Annotated in this window: 14 protein-coding genes; 11 read left to right on the top strand and 3 right to left on the bottom strand. The window is 54.8% G+C overall.

Annotation, left to right across the window (positions count from 1 at the left end):
* Positions 1 to 40 precede the first annotated feature (40 nt).
* The 4 genes from CSC3H3_RS03720 (at position 41) to CSC3H3_RS03705 (ending at position 5,415) form a co-directional block, all read left to right on the top strand.
* Positions 41 to 1,480 (top strand): deoxyguanosinetriphosphate triphosphohydrolase, encoded by a 1,440-nt coding sequence (locus CSC3H3_RS03720; RefSeq protein WP_245881260.1) that lies wholly within the window; start codon positions 41 to 43, stop codon positions 1,478 to 1,480.
* 62 nt (positions 1,481 to 1,542) lie between these two features.
* On the top strand, positions 1,543 to 3,066 hold the full coding sequence (locus tag CSC3H3_RS03715; protein ID WP_101283809.1) for a cryptochrome/photolyase family protein: 1,524 nt from the start codon (positions 1,543 to 1,545) through the stop codon (positions 3,064 to 3,066).
* Positions 3,063 to 3,266: a DUF2256 domain-containing protein gene (locus tag CSC3H3_RS03710; protein WP_101283807.1), complete on the top strand. Its 204-nt coding sequence runs from the start codon at positions 3,063 to 3,065 to the stop codon at positions 3,264 to 3,266. Before CSC3H3_RS03715 ends, CSC3H3_RS03710 begins: the two co-directional genes overlap by 4 nt.
* 172 nt (positions 3,267 to 3,438) lie before the next feature.
* On the top strand, positions 3,439 to 5,415 hold the full coding sequence (locus CSC3H3_RS03705; protein ID WP_157831820.1) for an amidohydrolase: 1,977 nt from the start codon (positions 3,439 to 3,441) through the stop codon (positions 5,413 to 5,415).
* A 141-nt stretch (positions 5,416 to 5,556) separates the two neighbouring features.
* Here the strand turns inward: CSC3H3_RS03705 and CSC3H3_RS03700 are convergent, their stop codons facing one another.
* Positions 5,557 to 6,300 carry a phosphoadenylyl-sulfate reductase gene (locus CSC3H3_RS03700; RefSeq protein WP_101263846.1) on the bottom strand — a complete coding sequence of 248 codons (744 nt, stop codon included), beginning with the start codon at positions 6,298 to 6,300 and terminating at the stop codon, positions 5,557 to 5,559.
* Positions 6,300 to 6,857 (bottom strand): precorrin-2 dehydrogenase/sirohydrochlorin ferrochelatase family protein, encoded by a 558-nt coding sequence (locus CSC3H3_RS03695; RefSeq protein WP_101286080.1) that lies wholly within the window; start codon positions 6,855 to 6,857, stop codon positions 6,300 to 6,302. The genes CSC3H3_RS03700 and CSC3H3_RS03695 overlap by 1 nt, the downstream gene beginning before the upstream one ends.
* 279 nt (positions 6,858 to 7,136) lie before the next feature.
* On the opposite strand from CSC3H3_RS03695, the gene CSC3H3_RS03690 reads away from it, so the two are divergent.
* The gene (locus CSC3H3_RS03690) at positions 7,137 to 8,204 is read left to right on the top strand and encodes a COX15/CtaA family protein (protein ID WP_245881259.1); all 1,068 of its coding nucleotides are present in this window, start codon (positions 7,137 to 7,139) and stop codon (positions 8,202 to 8,204) included.
* A 42-nt stretch (positions 8,205 to 8,246) separates the two neighbouring features.
* Here the strand turns inward: CSC3H3_RS03690 and CSC3H3_RS03685 are convergent, their stop codons facing one another.
* Positions 8,247 to 9,521, bottom strand: coding sequence for a DUF3422 family protein (locus CSC3H3_RS03685; protein ID WP_101283803.1), 1,275 nt, complete (start codon positions 9,519 to 9,521; stop codon positions 8,247 to 8,249).
* Positions 9,522 to 9,708: 187 nt separating this feature from the next.
* Between CSC3H3_RS03685 and tldD the strand changes: the two genes are divergently transcribed.
* The 6 genes from tldD to CSC3H3_RS03655 all read left to right on the top strand — a co-directional run bounded on the left by tldD (position 9,709) and on the right by CSC3H3_RS03655 (position 19,585).
* Positions 9,709 to 11,142 carry a metalloprotease TldD gene (tldD, locus tag CSC3H3_RS03680; RefSeq protein ID WP_101263844.1) on the top strand — a complete coding sequence of 478 codons (1,434 nt, stop codon included), beginning with the start codon at positions 9,709 to 9,711 and terminating at the stop codon, positions 11,140 to 11,142.
* Between the two features lie 301 nt (positions 11,143 to 11,443).
* Positions 11,444 to 12,856, top strand: a complete 1,413-nt coding sequence (locus CSC3H3_RS03675) for a tetratricopeptide repeat protein (RefSeq protein WP_101283801.1) — start codon at positions 11,444 to 11,446, stop codon at positions 12,854 to 12,856.
* 13 nt (positions 12,857 to 12,869) lie between these two features.
* Positions 12,870 to 14,960 (top strand): FecR family protein, encoded by a 2,091-nt coding sequence (locus tag CSC3H3_RS03670; protein ID WP_157831819.1) that lies wholly within the window; start codon positions 12,870 to 12,872, stop codon positions 14,958 to 14,960.
* A gap of 17 nt (positions 14,961 to 14,977) precedes the next feature.
* Positions 14,978 to 17,245 carry a CHASE2 domain-containing protein gene (locus CSC3H3_RS03665; protein WP_101283796.1) on the top strand — a complete coding sequence of 756 codons (2,268 nt, stop codon included), beginning with the start codon at positions 14,978 to 14,980 and terminating at the stop codon, positions 17,243 to 17,245.
* Positions 17,246 to 17,408: 163 nt separating this feature from the next.
* Positions 17,409 to 18,425, top strand: coding sequence for a threonine aldolase family protein (locus CSC3H3_RS03660; protein WP_101283793.1), 1,017 nt, complete (start codon positions 17,409 to 17,411; stop codon positions 18,423 to 18,425).
* 134 nt (positions 18,426 to 18,559) lie between these two features.
* Positions 18,560 to 19,585 carry a threonine aldolase family protein gene (locus CSC3H3_RS03655; RefSeq protein WP_101283791.1) on the top strand — a complete coding sequence of 342 codons (1,026 nt, stop codon included), beginning with the start codon at positions 18,560 to 18,562 and terminating at the stop codon, positions 19,583 to 19,585.
* Positions 19,586 to 19,747 lie beyond the last annotated feature (162 nt).

The raw sequence follows: 19,747 nt of genomic DNA, 5'->3' as shown, positions 1-19,747 counted from the left end.
TCGCGCCTGCGGGACATTGATAACAGGGACATTCAGCCTGATGAGCACAGATGCAACCACCCTTATGCGCTGGGAAGATTTGCTTTCGGCCCACAGGCTTGTTGTAAATGAAGGCAGGGTGACCCTGCCCGATGGCCCGGCCCGCCCTGCTGCCGATGGCAGAAGCCCCTTTCAGATCGATGTCGACCGGGTGATTTTTTCATCCTCGTTCCGGCGTTTGCAAAATAAAACCCAGGTCCATCCGCTATCGGATAACGACCATGTCCATACCCGCCTGACCCACACCATCGAGGTTGGCTCCGTCGGGCAATCGCTGGGTTTGATGGCGGGTGCGCATATTGTCAAACAACTGGGCGAAAACAGCCCGGTTACGGTGGCCGATATTGGTTATATGGTGCAGGCAGCCTGCCTTGCGCACGATATTGGCAACCCGCCCTTTGGCCATTCCGGCGAAGATGCGATTAATGAATGGTTCAAAACATCGCGTCTGGCCAAGGAAGAACTGACATCGCGTCTTTCCGGCCCGCAGCTTGAAGATTTGCGCAATTTCGAAGGCAATGCCCAGGGTCTGCGTATTGTCAGCCAGCTTGAAATGATGCGCTTTGAAGGCGGGCTGAACCTGACCTTCGGCACACTGGGCACTTTCATTAAATATCCCCGTGCCACCAGCATCGCGCAGGACCGCAAAGGGGATTATACCGGCCTTAAAAAACCCGGCTATTATCAGGCCGAACGCCATATCGCCCAGGCAATTGCCAAAATTTGCGGCCTTTTGCCCCATGACGGGCTGGATGGTGCGTGGCGCCGCCATCCGCTGGTTTATCTGGTCGAAGCCGCCGATGACATTTGCTATTCGGTGGTGGACCTTGAAGATGGCTGGGAACTGGGCTGTGTAACGTTCGAGGAAGTTGAACGTGCCCTGGCCCCGATTGCGCGCCACCCCGATAAATATGAAGGCGATGCCGACCAGCGCTGGCAAACCTTGCGCGAAGAAGACTGGTACAAACAGAAGTCAGAAAATGACCGCATCGGCTTTTTGCGCGGCAAGGCAATTGGCAATCTGGTCAAGGCGGCGGTTGATGCCTTTATCGCCTATGAAGATGCCCTTCTGGCCGGCAGTCTTGAAGGCGACCTTCTGGCAAATACGCCTTTGGGGCCGGATGCCAAATATTGCAAAAAACTGGCTGTTAAAAAGATCTACAACGCCCAGCATGTCCTGCCGATTGAAATTGCCGGGTTCGAGGTCATTCACGGCCTGCTGGACAGTTTTGTGCGTGCTGCCATCGATATTGAAGAATATAAAAACCACGACAAACGCCTGCCCCCACAGGCCGACCGCATCGACAAGCTGCTATCAGGCAAACTGAAAGAAGCCGATGACCTTTATGGTCGCCTGATGCGGGTGATGGATTATATTTCTGGCATGACAGACCGTTACGCCGTCACCCTGTTTCGCAAACTTCAGGGCATTACGATCTAACCTGAACCATAAGCGCCCTCATATCCGTATAGACATGCAAATGCATCAACACGGATTATGTCATGGGGACTTTGCGCGTCATTCTGGGGGATCAGCTTTCCCAAACCATCACCAGCCTTGCGGGATGTGATAAATCCCGCGACGTGATTTTGATGTGCGAGGTCTGGGACGAAGCCACCTATGTCGCCCATCACAAAAAGAAAATCGCCTTCCTGTTTTCGGCCATGCGCCACTTTGCCCATAACCTGCAAAAGGCTGGATATAAGGTTGATTACACCAAACTCGATGACGGCGAAAATGCCGGGTCTTTTCAGGGTGAAGTAAAACGTGCCATCGCCCGGCACAGCATAGATCGCATCATCATCACCCATCCCGGCGAATACCGCGTGTTACAGGATATCGAAACCTGGCAGGAAACCTTTGGCCTGCCCGTCGAGATCCGCGAGGATGACCGGTTCCTGTGTGGCCTTGATGAATTTCGCGACTGGGCAAAAGGGCGCAAACAGTTGCGCATGGAATTCTTCTATCGCGAGATGCGCAAAAAGCACGGCATCCTGCTGGAAAATGGCAATCCGGCGGGCGGGCAATGGAATTTTGATGCCGAAAACCGCAAGCCCCCGAAAGACGGGCTTGATATCCCCACCCCGCATCAATCCCGGCCTGATGACATTACCAGCGAGGTGCTGGATCTGGTCGAAGCCCGCTTTGACAGCCATTTTGGCGATTTGCACCCCTTTCATTTTGCGGTGACGCGCCAGCAGGCACTAAACGCGCTTGATCAGTTTATCACCCAGCGTCTGTCACAGTTTGGCGATTATCAGGATGCCATGATCCAGAACCAGCCCTGGATGTTTCATTCCCATCTGGCGTTCTATTTGAATTGCGGGCTGTTATTACCGCTGGAATGTATTCGCGCGGCCGAAAATGCCTGGCACCGGGGCGATGCGCCCCTAAACGCGGTCGAGGGTTTTATTCGCCAGATTTTGGGCTGGCGGGAATATGTGCGTGGCGTTTACTGGCTGAAAATGCCGGGTTATGGCGATGAAAACTTCTTTGCGGCCAACGCCCCGCTGCCGGAATTTTACTGGTCCGCCAACACCAAAATGAACTGCCTGCGCCAATGCGTGCTTGAAACCCGCAAAAACGCCTATGCCCACCATATCCAGCGCCTGATGGTGCTAGGCAACTTCGCCCTGCTGGCGGGTGTTTCCCCGGCTGAAGTCAATGAATGGTTTTTAATTGTCTATGCCGATGCTTTTGAATGGGTGGAAATGCCCAATGTCAGCGGCATGATCCTGTTTGCCGATGGCGGTTTTCTTGCCAGCAAACCCTATGCGGCAGGTGGTGGCTATATCAGCAAGATGTCGAACTATTGCGACAACTGTTCCTATCAAGTCGGCAAAAAGAACGGCCCCAAGGCCTGCCCGTTCAATTACCTTTATTGGGATTTTCTGGCACGCAACCGCGCCAAACTGGCCGATAACCAGCGTGTTGGCATGATGTATAAAACCTATGACCGCATGGGGGATGATAAAAAACAGGCCATCACCGATGACGCAAGCCGGTTTCTTAAAAGCCTGTCATGAAGAAAAAATCCGACCTGCCCACCAAAACCTGCCCCATCTGCCAGCGCAGCTTTGCCTGGCGCAAAAAATGGAAAGATTGCTGGCAGGAGGTCAAATACTGTTCCGAACGGTGCCGGCGAAATCGCAAAGGTGAAGCCCCCGAAGCCGCGAAGACGGTTAAAAGCACAGACACGTCCCGAACGCATTTTACCCAATCCTGAAACCATCACAACGAACGCATCGGAACGTCTGCTTTCTGAATCATTCGCGGCGGTTCAACGAACTGGCGCGGATTTGCAAAAATCTGATTTGGGAAGCATCAACATGGCGCACGATTGCGATCACGGCCTTAGCTGCGGTTGTCACAACCCCACAGCCGAAGCCCTGCTTAAAATGGCTGTTCAAAACTCATCCCCGGCACCGGCAGCAGATAATGCGCCGGGGGCAACTGTACTGGCACGGCCTGAAACGCCCTTTATGCTGATCCATGATAATGGCGGCAAAGGCATTATTCGCACCGTTGCCAATGGCGATGGCAATGCCACCACCAGCGCGCTGGTTATTTTTGGCGACCAGATTTTGTTTTCGGGCAGCCTTGAAGATGCGCAAAGTGCGGCACAATCCATTGCCAGCAAAAACGCCGATATTCCGGCCCTGCAGACCATCGCACTTGCCGATGGGCAATGCGTGATCCCGGGGCTGATCGAGCCCCATGTACATATCACCACGTCGCCAATGATGATGGACTGGATCAATTATTCGCCCTTTGGCGACACGGCCCTGGGTGATCCTGCCGGGACGGATGACCCGTCTGTTGAAATGGAAGCGCAAAACCTGCGGCCTGAATATTGCCTGGGCAAGCTGACCGATGCATTGAAGGCGGATGTGGCAAAATTGAAGGCCGATCCGAAAAAAGATGGCTGGTGGTTGCTGGGCGATGGGGTTGATACCTCGCTGATGAGCGATTTTCCCAGCAAAAGCGATAATCTCACCCTGCTGAACTGCATTGATAAGACCTTCCTTGATCCGATTGATGGTCAAACCCCGATCATGCTGGTTTCCGCATCCGAACATACGGCCTATGTCAACACCCCGGCCCTAAAAGCGATGTGGGCAAACCCGGCCCTGCATGAAAAACTGAAGGCGGCATACAAAACCGAACAGGCCTTCCTGGATAATTCATCGGGCGTGTTGCAGGAAATGGAACAAATCATTCCCGCCCTGACATCGATCAACAAAGCCCAGATCGAACATCTGATTGCCAACCTGCCGGGCAATCTGATCAAGATGTTTAAAGTGGCCCAAAAGCGCGGCGTGACCCTGCTTTATGATGCCGGGATGCAGGCAAGCTTTGCCCGGATGATCAAACTGACCCTGCAGGGCCAGAAAATCCTGCATCCGAAATGGCCAAGCCCACGCATCGGCATGGCGCATCTGGTCAGCAAAATTGACGATATCCCCAGTGACAGCATCTTTGCCAAGCCGACCCATCCCAGTGTTAGCCATCCCTATGAAACCGGTTCGCTGAATTTCTATTATGGCAGCCTGAAAATCGTTTCGGACGGCTCCAACCAGGGGCTGACCGGCTATCAGATCGATCCCTATTGCTGCCCGCCGGAAAAGAATTATGGCCTTTATAACTTCCCGCTTGATGATGGCCTGCCCCACACCGGCACGCCCACCGGCGCCCCGCGCGAATTTTTGCAGCTTGTTGGGGCGGCGTGGAAAAAGAACTGGCCGTTAATGATCCATGCCAACGGCGAACGCGCCATTGATTATGCCCTGCAGGCGTTTGAAGAAGCCGCCACCGCCAATAGCGATATCGCAGCGGACAGCCTGCGCAACCGGATCGAACATTGCTCGCTTCTCACAGACGAGCGGCTGGAGCGGATCAAAAAAACCAATATCCATCCCAGCTATCTTATCGGGCATGTCGGTTATTGGGGATGGACATTCAGCAACTATATTTTCAAGGAAAAGGCAGCCGAACAGCTTGATCGCTGCAATAGCAGCATCGCGCGCGATATCTGTTTCAGCCTGCATAGCGATTGCGCGGTATCACCGCTTGGCCCGCTTCGCATGATGGAACAGGCTGTTACCCGCAAAATGGAAGGTGATCCCGATGCCGGCGTATTAAATGCGCAGGAACGCATCACATCGGCACAGGCCCTGGCAGCAGCAACCTTTAACGCCGCCTGGCAATGCCATGCCGATCATTTGATCGGGTCACTTGAAATCGGCAAGCTGGCCGACCTTGTCATTCTGGCGCAGGACCCGGTCAAAATGGATGGTGAAACCGCCTATCTGAAAATGCGCGATATCGCCGTTCAAAGCGTTTATATCGGCGGCCGCAGCGCACTTGATCAGTGATATAAAAACAATGCCAGGCTGATACATAAACGTATCACCTGTTGGCAATCAACGCTGCCTGCGGATAATCGTAAAAAATTGGCCCTGTCCGGGAAACCGGGCAGGGCCAGTGACGTCTGATAACGGGATTATCAGAAAAAGTCAGATGATGTAGTGAATGCCGCATTCGGTTTTGTCCTGCCCGGCCCAGCGGCCAGCACGGACATCCGAAACATTCGGGTCAACACGATCCGTACACGGCATGCAGCCGATTGACATATAGCCGTCGGCTTCCAGCGGGTGGCGCGGCAAGGCCCGGTTTTCGAAGATATCTTCGATATCCTGGCGGTTATAACCGGCCAGCGGGTTAACCTTGATGCGGGTTCCTGCGGTTTCAATGACCGGCAGGGCACCGCGTTCACCACCATGAAAGCGCTTGCGCCCGGTCAGCCAGGCATCATAGCCCTGCAAGGCACGCTGAAGCGGTTCAACCTTGCGGATAAAGCAGCAGCGATTGCCATCCTTGGCAAACAGCATTCCGTCCGGGTCTTCGGCTTTCAGCTTTTCTTCATCCGGGCGCATGATGCGGATATTGGTCAGGCCAAGCTGATCAACCAGCTGTTCGCGGTAACGGTGCGTTTCGCCAAACAGCTTGCGGGTATCAAGGAAAATCACCGGCAGGTTCGGGTCCACTTCTGCCACCAGGGCCAAAAGGGCTGCGGCCTCGGTCCCGAAGGACGAGGTCATGGTGATTTTACCGGCAAATTCCTCGTGAACCATGGGTTCAATCAGGGAAATGCCCTGCAAATGGCCGTAACGGTCCAGCAGTTTGCGCGCACGTTCGGTGGTTTCATCCACCGTCATGCTGCCGCCGGTTACAATGTCGTCCTCTCTCATCACGCGCATTACAACCACCCCCGCCGGTCAATATAGTCATCCGTCAGACGGACAAGCTGTTTCATATCGGCACCGGACTTGCGCCATTTGGCGCGCTGGTTCGCCAGTTCACCCAGCCGTTCGCCCCATTGCGGCGACAACCAGTTTTCAATCGCCCTGCGAATACGACCAGCCAGACGCGGGCTGGCACCATTGGTCGAAACCGTGATAACCAGATCGCCGCGCTGCACACGGGCCGGGTTAAAAAAATCGCAATAGTCCTTTACGTCCTCGACATTGACGATCGTGCCAACGGCGCGGGCGGTTGTGGCAAGTTCGGCTGCCTTGGCTTCGGGCAGATCCACCACAAACATGACGGCAACAGCATTGATGTCGGCTGAATTGGGCAGATAGCGGTGCAGGCGGTCGCCCGCCTGTTCGGCCAGGTCGGTACTTGGGTCTTCGCTATAAACGGTGACAAATTTGGCCCCATCACCGTCAAGCTGGCGCAAACGGTTCAGCGTAGCCTCGCCGTTGCCAACCAGTGCCACCGACAGGCGGCCCAGGTCCAGATTGATGGGAAACATCGTCGATCCTCTGAATACGGTTTTCTGTTTGTTGATTGCACTATGAAGGTGTGTTTTATTCAATTCAATACATTTTTTATGTGTTTTATTCACATTAAACAAAAATATAGTGTTATAAATAAAAATCACCGGAAAACCGGGTGTTTCAGCCATCCCCAACGGCAATGACAACTTCGTGATCAGCCAGACAAAGCCGTTTGATGCGGCTTTTCGTACAAAATCCGGATTTTTCGGCCTATAGTGCCGATCAAAATTACATTGCCCAAGCCAGAGGATTCGATGTCGCGCAGTGTTTCCCCCACCCTTCAGCCCACCGCCAGCCTGACCGATATGACAGCCCCACAGCCGCACCGTGCTGTTGCCATGTGGCTGTTTTTCTGTGCCTTCATGGTTTTTGTCATGGTGGTGATTGGCGGCCTGACCCGCCTGACCGAATCAGGCCTGTCGATTGTGGAATGGCACCCCTTTACCGGCATCATCCCCCCGTTAAACGAGGCCGACTGGCAACGCCTGTACGAGGAATACAGCCGCTACCCCGAATTCCAGAAGGTCAATGGCTGGATGTCGGTGGCGGATTTCAAATCGATTTTCTGGCTGGAATTCATTCATCGCCTGTGGGGGCGGTTAATTGGCGTGGTGTTTTTTGTGCCCTTTGTCTGGTTTCTGGTGAAACGCAGCATTGATGGCACCACCAAATGGAAACTGGCAGGACTGTTTGTATTAGGCGGCTTGCAGGGTGTTATGGGCTGGTACATGGTCATGAGCGGCCTGGTAGATCGCCCCGATGTCAGCCAGTATCGCCTAACCGCGCATTTCGGGCTGGCACTTGTTATTTTCATTGCCCTTTTGTGGGTTGGCCTGGGCCAATATGCCCCGCGCCCGGTGGCAACTGCGAAATCCCGGCGCATTCTGGGTGTGCTGGCACTGGTGGTTTTTACCGCCCTTTCTGGCGGGTTTGTTGCCGGGACCAATGCGGGTTTTATTTATAATACCTTTCCGATGATGGACGGGCATTTGATCCCGAATGGTCTTTTTGCCTTTGACCCCGCCTGGATGTCCCCGTTCGAGGATTTGAAAACCATCCAGTTTGATCACCGCTGGCTTGCCAAACTGACCTTTTTTGTCGTGCTGTTTTTCTGGTGGCGCACCACCCGGCAAGACCTTGCCAGCGATCAGAAAAAGGCCTGCCACCTGATGCTGGCTGCGGTTTGCCTGCAGGTGGCACTGGGCATTTCAACATTGCTAAGCGTTGTGTGGCTGCCGCTGGGTGTATTGCACCAGGCGGGGGCAGTGGTGCTGATCACCGCCACCACCTTTTGCGCCTACAAGCTGCGTGATCCTGCCTAAGGGCGTTTAGCAAAGCCTGTCGGCCCGAAATCACGCCGGAAATCAGCCCTGCCCGTCATCGCGGTGCAGGGCTTTTTTGATGCGGTGCATGGAAAACCAGATGATTGCCAAAACCACCGGCACCGATGCGCCAGTGGCAACAGTATCATTTACCGGCATCCCCGCCCCTTTCAGGGCTTTGAACAGATAACCAAGCAAACCCACTGCGTAATAGGTAATGGCGGCGACGGATAACCCCTCGACCGTCTGTTGCAGGCGCAATTGCAGTTTTACGCGCCGGTCCATGCTGGCAAGAAGGTCGCGGTTTTGCGCTTCAAGCAATATATCGACCCGGGTGCGCAGCAGATTATTGGCGCGCGCCACACGTTTGGACAAAACTTCCAGCCGGTCACCGATATTCTGGCAGGTGCGCATGGCCGGGGCGAGGCGGCGTTCCATAAATTCGTTCAGGGTTTGCATGCCCTCGATACGTTCTTCACGCAATTCGCCCAGCCGGGCCTGCAAAATACGGTAATAGGCCCGTGCCGCACCAAAGCGATAATTCAGCGATGCGGCCATTTCTTCGGTCTGGGCGGCAAGGTCGGTTAGTTTTTGCAGGGTTTCTTCGTCATTGGTGTGGGTTTTACTGGCCATTTCGGCGGTAATCAGCGACAGGCGCGAATCAATTTCTGAAACCTTGGGCGTTGCGCAATGCGCCAGCGGAAAGGCCAGCAGCGCCATCATCCGGTATACTTCGATTTCCTGTAGCCGCTGGATCAATCGGCCCGCCTGAAGGCGCTCCAGCCCGTTATCGCGAATAAGGATGCGGCCAAAACCATCGCCATGCAGGCGAAAATCGGTCCAGATCAATGCGCCGCGCCCTAAAACGCGGCTGCCGGTCAGGCCGTTATAATCAAACAGGCGTGCAATATCGTCGCTGCTGCGATCCTGGCGGTCCATGGCAATATGCAACCCCACCAGCAACTGCCCCGGTGTTGATTCCAGCCAGTCCCGCGGGATCAGGTTAAGGACCGGATCATCAAAAGGTTGATCAAAGGCCGCCTGGCGTTTGAAAACATAAACCGTAAATTCGGCATGACGTTCCCATATGACAGTAAAACCATCGCACGATGCCTCGAAATATTTCTGGTCATCGGCAGGTGGTGTCAGGGTGTAACGTTCACAAAAACCGCGAAAATGCTGCCGGACCTCGCCATCAAGGTCTTCGCCGGCCTGAAAGGCCAGACAGGTGCAGCGAACCGGACTTTCAACCCCGCCAAAAGGCCGCGCGTGGATTTCATTGTGAAGGGCGACACGCTGGGGATGTTCAACAAACATTGCCACGGGCTTTCATCTTCGACTTCGCCGGTCTATATAGGATGATTATAGAACCCTGTATAACCAAAAGCCTTGAGGACAGATAGCCCGAAACCGTAAGGGAAAATACTGTCCGGGTATTTGTACCATGCAGGGTAGGATCACCCGTCAGGCGCGGATGCGCGATGATGACGGACAAGGAGGTTTCATGACCGATCTGAGCAAAACCGATAACCTCTTTTTCGACAAGGGCGAACTGGACCGCGACCGGCTGGAAAGCCAGGTGAATGACGCATTGTCCGCTGCCGAAGACGGTGAACTGTTTCTGGAATATCGCCAGTCCGAAAGCCTGACCTGGGATGATGGCCGCCTGCGTAGTGCAAATTTTGACACCGCCCAGGGTTTTGGCCTGCGCGCCGTCGCAGACGAGGCAACAGCCTTTTCCCATTCCAATGAACTGTCAAACACCGCAGTCGCCCGCGCAGCCGAAACGGTGAAGGCCGTTGGCTCGGGCCGGTCCGGCAAGGTCGATTTGGGGTCGATTGGCACCAACGTTTCGCTTTACACCGATGTTAACCCGCTGGGCGAGGCAACCTTTGAAGCCAAGGTAGACCTGTTAGGCAAAATTGATGCCTATGCACGCGCCAAAGACCCGCGTGTTTCACAGGTTTCGGCATCCATTTCCGGTAACTGGCAGGCTGTACAAATCTGGCGTTCAGGCGGGCAGCGCATTGGCGATATTCGCCCGCTGGTGCGGTTTAACGTTTCGGTCGTCGTCAAGGATGGTGACCGCATGGAAAGCGGTTCGCACGGGCAAGGTGGCCGGATCGGGTTTGATGGCTTCTTTGATGAAAAAACCTGGAAATCCGCCGTGGACGAGGCCCTGCGCCAGGCGATTGTCAACCTGGATTCCGTGGCCGCACCTGCAGGTGAGATGACCGTGGTTCTGGGGCCGGGCTGGCCTGGCATTTTGCTGCATGAAGCCATTGGTCACGGCCTTGAGGGTGACTTTAACCGCAAGGGCACATCCGCTTTTGCCGGGCTTTTGGGCCAGCGCATTGCTGCACCGGGCGTTACCGTTGTTGATGATGGCACCATTCATGACCGTCGCGGGTCGCTGTCGATTGATGATGAAGGCACACCGACCCAGCGCACGGTTCTGATCGAAGATGGCATCCTGAAAGGTTTTATGCAGGACCGCCTGAATGCCCGTTTGACCGGCGTTAAATCGACCGGGAATGGACGGCGCCAATCCTATGCCCATGCGCCTATGCCGCGCATGACCAACACCTATATGCTGGGCGGAGAACATCACCCCGAAGAAATCCTGGCATCGGTGAAGAAGGGCATTTTTGCCGTTAACTTTGCTGGCGGGCAGGTCGATATTACATCGGGCAAATTCGTGTTTTCGGCATCCGAAGCCTATTTGATCGAAAATGGCAAACTGGGCGCACCGGTAAAGGGCGCCACCCTGATTGGTAACGGCCCAGACAGCCTGACCAAAGTTTCCATGATCGGCAATGACATGAAACTTGATGATGGTATTGGCACCTGCGGCAAGGATGGCCAGGGCGTGCCGGTTGGCGTTGGCCAGCCAACCCTGCGCATCGACGGGCTGACCGTTGGTGGCACCGCGATGTAGAACCGGCGGTCATTTAAGAACGATCGTTTATAAAGGGTGCGGCCCCGTCGGGCGGCACCCTTTTTGTTTTTTATCGAATTAGAGCAATTGGTTAAGACCTTATCGGAACGGTTGTGATCTAGAACTTTTCAACCCTCCCGGTTCAGTCTATTCTGTATACAGAATATGGGGATGGCTGGCCCAATACCGCGCGCGCATGTGACGCACCGCCGGGCCGCCAAAAAACTGGGGTCTTGAATTGTCCTTATCGAATTTCCGGTGCGGCAGGTACGCCGCAGCTGCGCTTTATGCTGGTATTTCCATGCTTGCTTTTGGAACCGCATGGGCGCAGGAACCGTCCGCTGTTGATGCAGCACAACGTTCCGCCCAGATGCAGGAAGAGTTCCAGGAACTTTCCAGCGCGGCGGAAAAATCGCAATTTCTGCTTAGTACCGATGAAGGCAAAGGCATTACCTTTGCCGATATTCTGCGCGATCCCGACAATATCGTTTTGAATTTCCGCTGGGCCAAGGCGCAAATGGCCCAGGGCAATATTCGCGGGGCTTCATCAACGCTTGAACGCATCCTGATCCTTGACCCCGATCTGGCGCCAGTTCGCCTGTATTACGCGATCATTCAATATCGGCTTGATAGCCTTGATATCGCCCAGACCCAGTTTGAAAAACTGCGCGCCCTGCCTATTACGCCCGAGGTCGCAGCGCAGATTGACCAGTATCTTGATGCCATCAAAAAGCGCCGCCAGCGCGTAAAGCAGACTTTGTCGGTCAGCTTTGGTGTCCATTACGATACCAACCGCAATTCAGCCCCGACCGATGACGAACGCCTTGTTTTGGGTTCCATGCAGCCGATCACGAATACCGAAGACCGGCACCAGTCCGATTTCGGATATATGGCCGCAGCCCATTACGACATTACCTATGATCTGGGCACCCAGGCCGGGCATGATATTTTTGCCGGTGTCACCGGATATTACGATGACCAGGTTCGTCTTGATAACCTTGATGTGGGCACGGCAGGATTTGAAGTGGGTGCGCATTGGCGCAGCCCCTATCTGACCATTACCCCAACCCTGATGCAGACATCGGCTGAACTGAACAACGAAAAATTCCTGACCTCACGCGGAGCACGTATTCGCGCGGATTGGAAAGTTCAGCCCGACACCACGCTGTGGGGGCAGACCAGCTATTTTGATGAACGTTATGGCGCGACACCGGATTCATCGGCATTGCCGCTGCGGTCCGGGCAGCGTTACCAGGGCAAGGCGGGTGTGACCTATGCCTGGGATAACCAGAACCGTACGACCTTTGGTGTGACAATGGCGCGCAAGGAAGCCGCGCGCAGCTACTACACCTATCGCAGTGTTGGCGCGGAGCTTAGCCACACGCTGCTTCTGGCCGGGGGAAAATATATTCTTGGCAGCGTTTCTTACGGCGTTGATCAATACCAGCAGCCCGATGCCCTGGTGACGGGCAGCAGCCCGATCACCCGAAAGGATTACCCGCTGCGCGCCCGGCTTTCCTATGGCTCCAACCTTTCAAACCTGCTTGAGGCATCGTGGTTTGAAAGCGAAATTGGCCAGGATATCTATCAGTTCCTGGCGCCGATTTCATGGTCCATTACCGAAGAATACCAGGCGACTTCATCCAATATTGCCAACTATGACTATGACAACTGGCGCACACAGTTTCTGCTGTCGCGCCGTTGGGCATTTTAACCGGAGACGCGATATGACCCGATCAATCGTCCCCCACGTCACAATCCGCCCGTCAGGCAGGCCACACCGCCCCACACCGTTTATGCTGGGCACCTTGGGGCTTCTGGCTGTTGGTACGATGCTGTCAAGCCAGCCGGCCTTTGCACGCGGCCAACAGGCAGGTGTCAGTGCGGCTGTGCGCGGTGAAGTCGAACTGGCCGAGGCAAAAGGCATTGTCGGCACCCAGATCGAAAGCGGCCAACCCATTTATCTGGGTGATTACATTACGTCGTCCGCCGGGTCGGGCATGCAGATATTGCTGATGGATGAAACCGTTTTCACAATCGGCCCGAACAGCGAAATCGCGATTGACGATTTTGTCTATGACCCATCGAACAATCAGGGCCATATGACAGCCAGCATCACGCGCGGCGTTGTGCGCGTTCTGACCGGCAAACTGGCCCATAACGATCCGAAAACCATGAAGATCAACCTGCCGGTTGGTTCGATCGGTATTCGTGGCACACAGTTTCTGGTGTCGGTTGAAAACGGGCCAGGCCCCAATGGCGCGGGTGGTGGCAGCAACTGGTCACCGCAAACGCAGCAATTTGCGCAAAACCAGTTGGGCGGCCAAACGCCAACCGGGCCGATTGTCGGGGTGGTCAATCTTGGCCCGGGGGCGGATCGAAATGATTCAGGCTCGCGCCCCGGTGCGGTGGAACTGACATCGTTAAATGGTGTGACCCAACCGCTTTCAAGTGAAGGGTTTGGTGCCTTTATTACCGGCGAAACCGTAACCCCGCCCACCCGCTTTCCAACCGAACTGGCCGGGCTGGATATGAGTGCGCTTGTCACGCGTCCGTCACCGCAAAACCGCAATAATAATGGCGGTGGGAACGGCAATGGTGGCGGCGGCAATGGAAATGGCGGCGGTGGCGGAAACGGCAATTCCGGCTCGTCAACCAGCAGCAATTCGGGTTCCGGCAATGGATCGGGTCAGTCGGGCCAGGCGCGCCAGTCATCATCATCAAACGCATCCGGGCAGAATGGCAGTTCATCAGGTGGTCGCCAGGCAGCAGCACTAAACAGCAACACAATGGCCAGCGCCAACAACCAGACCGGCCAGACAGTGGCGCAGGTTTTGAATGTTGCAGTTAACCAGGGCAATGTGACATCGCAAACCAGCGACACCAGCAATGAAACCGCACAGCAAAACAATGATGTGCATAGCGACCCTGAAATCACCAATCCCGGCACCGAGATTGAAGCCGCAACATATGATGCCATGCGTGACATCAGTAGCGGCTATTATGTCGGTGGAACGTATGTGCAAGGTGCCAATCTCGGCTATTATTCGATGACGACCGTCGATTTTGGCAGCCGTCAGATTGAATCCAGCTTTAGCCAGATCACCGAAACACAGGGTTCGCAGCTCCAGCTGATCATCCCCGATCAGGAAACATATGAAATGATCATGCAGAAATCCTACACCGACAATACGTCGGGGCAGTTGGTATTCACCAACGAGGATTTCACCTATATCAGCCAGGGCTGCCTGAATATCGGTTGTACGGGAAAAGTCATTTTCAAAACGCCGACAGATGTTGAAGTCGAACTTTCAACCAACAATGTCAGCGATGCCGTCAAGGGTGCCTATGGGCTGACGGATGTCGAGGATGACAACTATCTTGACGCCATCACCTATGAGCAGTTGGGGCAGATCGAGACCGGTTTCTATACCGGCAGTGGACTGACATCGGCACAGGGCATGTCTTTCAACTCCTATACGGCGGTTGATTTTGGTTCGCGGGAAATTTTCACGGAACTGTTCAACATCACCGACACAGCCGGTGCCGATGGGTATATGAGCGCGAGCAAAACATTTACCAACAATTCAGACTATGCCGTGCTGACCGGTGACGATTTCAACATTCCAAGCGGGAACAATTGCGAAACAATGGGCTGTGACGCGACGGTTGCCTTTACTTCGCCAACCACCGTTCAGGTAAACCTGACAACAAATGCCGCACCGGATGGCGCGCAGCTGACCTATGGCATTATTGAAGATAAAGGCGATCCGGGCCCTGCCCCCGATCCAGATCCCCCCATCCAGCAAAATCCCTGATAAGAAAAACAAGCATCATGCGCAAAAAGCTGTCTGGCATACTGCATTATTTGATCCCGCTGCTGGTTTTGGCGGCATGCATTATATTGCGCTGGCAGGATGTGCCCCTGGTCGGCCAATTGCGCATGAATGTGTTCGACACCTATCAGCGGATCGCCCCGCGTGATTTTCAGGATGTCGGGGTGCGCATTGTTGATATCGACGACAAAAGCCTGGCCGAACTGGGCCAGTGGCCCTGGCCGCGCACACGCCTGGCCGAACTGATTTACAAATTGCGCGTTGCCGGGGCGGCGGTTGTTGGCTTTGACATCATCTTTGCCGAACCCGACCGGACATCCCCCGCCAGGGTGGTGGGCGACTGGCCGCAGGACGACAATAGTGCCGAAATCCGCAAATTGGCGGGCAACCTGCCCGACCATGACGCCCTGTTTGCACAGTTCATTGATGGGGTTGGACAGATTGTCACAGCGACCCAGCTAACCAATGGCAAGCTGGGCAATGTGCCGCGCCAGGTTGGCAATTTTTCCATTGCCGGGGCACAGGGCCGCAATATTGCCGAATATATCCCGACCCTTTCGGGCGCGGCGACCAACCTGCCCGCCCTTGAAGATGCCGCAGCAGGCAACGCCCTGATCAATGTAACGCCAGGTGCCGATGGCGTTGTACGCCGTGTGCCCCTGTTACTGGCCCTTGATGCCGAACAGCCCCTGATCGGCAAGCCGGTTTACCCGACACTTAGCATGGAAATGCTGCGTGTGATGCAGGATGCCCCGCGCACCATGAATGTGCGCCTTTCAGGTGCCAGCGGGGCGGCAAGCTGGACCACATCGGACGGGGTGGATGCTATTCGTGTGGGTCAGTTAACCATTCCATCCGATGCAACGGGGAATATGTGGGTCTATTTCACCGGGCATGAACAGCAGCGTTATATTTCCGCATCCGATGTGATGAATGGCAACCTGCCCGAAGGTGCCCTTCAGGATACGGCAGTGTTGATTGGCACCAGTGCCGCGGGCCTGCTTGATTTGCGATCATCGCCGCTAAACCCGGTTTTACCGGGGGTAGAGGTCCATGCCGAAATGCTCGAACAGATGTTGTTGCAGCAGTTCCTTTCGCGGCCCTATTGGGCATCGCAGGCGGAAATGCTGGCTTTGGTGATTGTTGGCCTGTTTTTCATTATTGCCATTCCGCGATTAGGGCCATTATGGCCCGCCGTCATTGGTGTTGCGCTGATTGGCGGGGCCATTGGTTTTTCGTGGTGGGCGTTTCGACAGCATCACCTGCTGATTGATCCGCTATATGCCAGTCTTGCCACCATCCTGGTTTATCTTACCGGCAGCCTGATTGGTTTTATGCGCACCGAAGGTGAAAAACGCCAGGTGCGTGGGGCCTTTTCAACCTATCTGTCACCTGCCCTGGTCGAACAGCTGGCCCAGCATCCCGAACGGTTGAAACTGGGTGGCGAAATGCGCGACATGACCCTGCTGTTTTGTGATGTGCGCGGTTTTACCACCATTTCCGAAAGCTATAAGTCCGACCCGCAGGGCTTAACCCAACTGATCAACCGTCTGCTGACACCGCTGACCAGTTGCATTTTACAGCGTGATGGCACCATTGACAAATATATGGGTGACTGCATCATGGCGTTCTGGAATGCGCCGCTTGATGTGCCGTTGCACCCGGAAAAGGCCTGTGAATCTGCCCTTGCCATGTTTGTTGCCTTGCGTGCCCTAAATGACGAACGCGAAGCCGAAGCAAAGGCCGAAGGCAAAGTGTTTTTGCCCTTAAATATCGGCATTGGTGTGAATACCGGCACCTGCGTTGTCGGCAATATGGGGTCTGACCAGCGATTTGATTATTCCGTGCTGGGCGATGCCGTAAATCTTGCATCGCGCCTTGAGGGGCAATCCAAAAATTACGGCGTGGATATCGTCATCGGCCAGGATACGGCAGTGACGGTTTCCGAACGCTTTGCTGTTTTGCAGCTTGACCTGATCGCAGTGAAGGGCAAAAGCGAAGCTGTCGAGATTTTCACCGTGCTGGGTGATCTCGACCTGCGTGATAGTGCTGATTTTGCCAAACTTGCGCAAAACCATGATGCCATGATCACCGCCTATCGCGGGCAGAACTGGGATCTGGTTGAAGAACTTCTCGCCGGGCTTCGGGAAAATACGATCTGCGATCTATCTGTTCTTTATGATATGTATAACGAACGCATTTCCGCATTTCGCAAAATGCCCCCGGGGCCGGAATGGGACGGTGTTTTTGTCGCCACCAGCAAATAGCACGCGGATTAACACACCAATCAGCACCCTATAATGCCAACACCATTACAAACCCGCCAAAGATCATTTGGCGGGTTTTGTTATGCTTGCATTTCGGCATTTATCGGCCAATGGTGGGCATTAACGCCTTTTTGCCACCCGCATAGATCACAAACGGTCCCCCATGAATTTTTCATCCGATAATGTGTCGCCGGTTTGCCCGGAAATCCTTGCCGCGATTGTTGCCCAGTCCAGTTCAAGCGCCCTGCCCTATGGCCAGGATGAAGATTCCGCCCGGCTTGATGCGGCATTTTCCACGCTGTTTGAAACTGACTGTGTGGTTATTCCCGTGGCAACAGGCACGGCTGCCAACCTAATTGGCCTTTCCGGGCTGGTATCGCCCTATGGCGGGGTGGTGTGCCACCATGAAGCCCATATCAACCAGACGGAATCAACCGGTGTTGCCTTTTTTGGCGGCGGGGCAAAATTGCTGACGATGGATGGCCCCTCGGCCAAGATTGAAGCCCCTGCACTGGATGCCTTTTTAACCGCGCAAAGCAACCGGGGCATTCACGCCGTGGACCCTGAATGCGTGGCCATTACCCAGGCCACCGAATTTGGCGCGGTATACAGTGTGGCTGAAATTCAGGATATCGGCCGGGTTGCCAAAGAACATGGCATGCGCCTGTTTATGGATGGCGCACGTTTTGCCAATGCGGTGGCCGCACTTGGTTGCCACCCGGCAGACATCACCTGGAAGGCCGGTGTGGATGTGCTAAGCTTTGGTGCCACCAAAAACGGGGCGCTGGCGGTGGATGCCATTATCCTGTTTGACAAAACCCTGCGCAAAAAGGCCGAAAAGGCCCGCAAACGCGGCGGGCATCTGTTTTCCAAACACCGTTACCTGGCCGCACAATTGCTGGCCTATCTTGAAGGCGACCTGTGGCTTAAAAACGCCAAGCACGCCAATATGGCGGCAAAGCTTCTGGCACAATCCCTTGGCTGCCTTGGTGCCCGTGTTGCCCATCAGCCACAGGGCAACGAACTTTTCATGTGGATGGAAGATGACCTGGCAGCAGCCCTTCAGGCAGCAGGCATCATTTTCCGGCCCTGGCCCGCTGTTGGCAAAGGGGCATACCGCTTTGTCACCGCATGGAACAGCCCGCTTGAAGACATCACCGCGCTGGCCAATGGCCTTTAAGCCACACAGCCCCCAAGGCCGGTTGTTTGGCGCCAAATGGCATGAAACAATACGCGCATAAATTATAACACTGGCGGCACATCGCCCTGCCGCCAGCCCGGAATTTGCCCGCCACCAACAGGAATATCACGAAAATGAATTTTGCTTCTGACAATGTCACCCCGGTCTGCCCCGAAATACAGGCCGCAATTGACGAACAATGCACTGGCAACGCCCCGGCCTATGGCAATGATGATGTATCAGCAACGCTTGATCGCGCTTTTTCGGACCTGTTTGATCACGAAGTTGCGGTTGTTCCCGTCAGCACCGGTACGGCGGCAAACTGCATCAGCCTGTCAACGCTGGTATCACCCTATGGCGGCATTGTTTGCCACCACGAAGCCCATATCAACGAAGATGAATCAACCGCCGTTGCCCATTTTACCGGTGGGGCAAAATTGCTGCCCATCGATGGCCCGGCGGCCAAACTTGAAGCCATCACCCTGGCATCCTTTCTGGAAAGCCGGGTTGATCGCGGTGTGCATTCGGTAACGCCGGAATGCGTGGCCGTTACACAGTCCACCGAACTGGGTGGCGTTTATGATGCTGATGAAATTGCGGCGATTGGCGGTGTTTGCCAGCAATTTGGCACCAAGCTGTTCATGGACGGCGCACGCTTTGCCAATGCCATTGCCGCCCTTGATTGCCACCCGGCAGACGTCACCTGGAAAGCCGGCGTCAATGCGCTAAGCTTTGATGGCACCAAAAACGGGGCGCTCGCGGTCGAGGCGATTATCCTGTTTGATCCGTCATTGCGCGCAAAGGCCGAACTGGCACGTAAACGCAGCGGGCATCTGCTTTCAAAGCATCGCTATCTCGCAGCACAGCTTGCGGCCTATATCCGCGACGATTTGTGGTTGAAAAATGCCCGCAACGCCAACAATGCCGCCCGCGCACTGGCCAGCCTTTTACAGGCACAGGGCGGCAGCATTTTGATCGAAAGCCAGGCAAACGAACTGTTTGTTGCCCTGCCTGACGCAGCGGTAACGCGCCTGCGCGACGCGGGGATGCTTTTTTACCCGTGGCCGTCGCTGGGCAAACAGGCTTACCGATTTGTGACTGCATGGAATAGCGACATTGACGCAATAAACGCGCTCAAGACGCGGTTGCAAAGTTCATAAGTTTCACTAATCGTCTGAAAAAATGCACGAATCCCTGCATGGGATAAAATATGAAAATGCGCCCCGTTTTTACATGACGGAGGCGCATTTTTACGTAGTGGCACAAGCTGACCCGAAAAAATCGCATGGCAGACCACGAAAAAAATTATCCTTAATTTCATA

Source organism: Thalassospira marina (assembly GCF_002844375.1).
GTDB lineage: Bacteria > Pseudomonadota > Alphaproteobacteria > Rhodospirillales > Thalassospiraceae > Thalassospira > Thalassospira marina.
The sequence above is the reverse complement of the archived record's forward strand: the minus strand, read 5'-3'. Positions and strand labels throughout refer to the sequence as shown.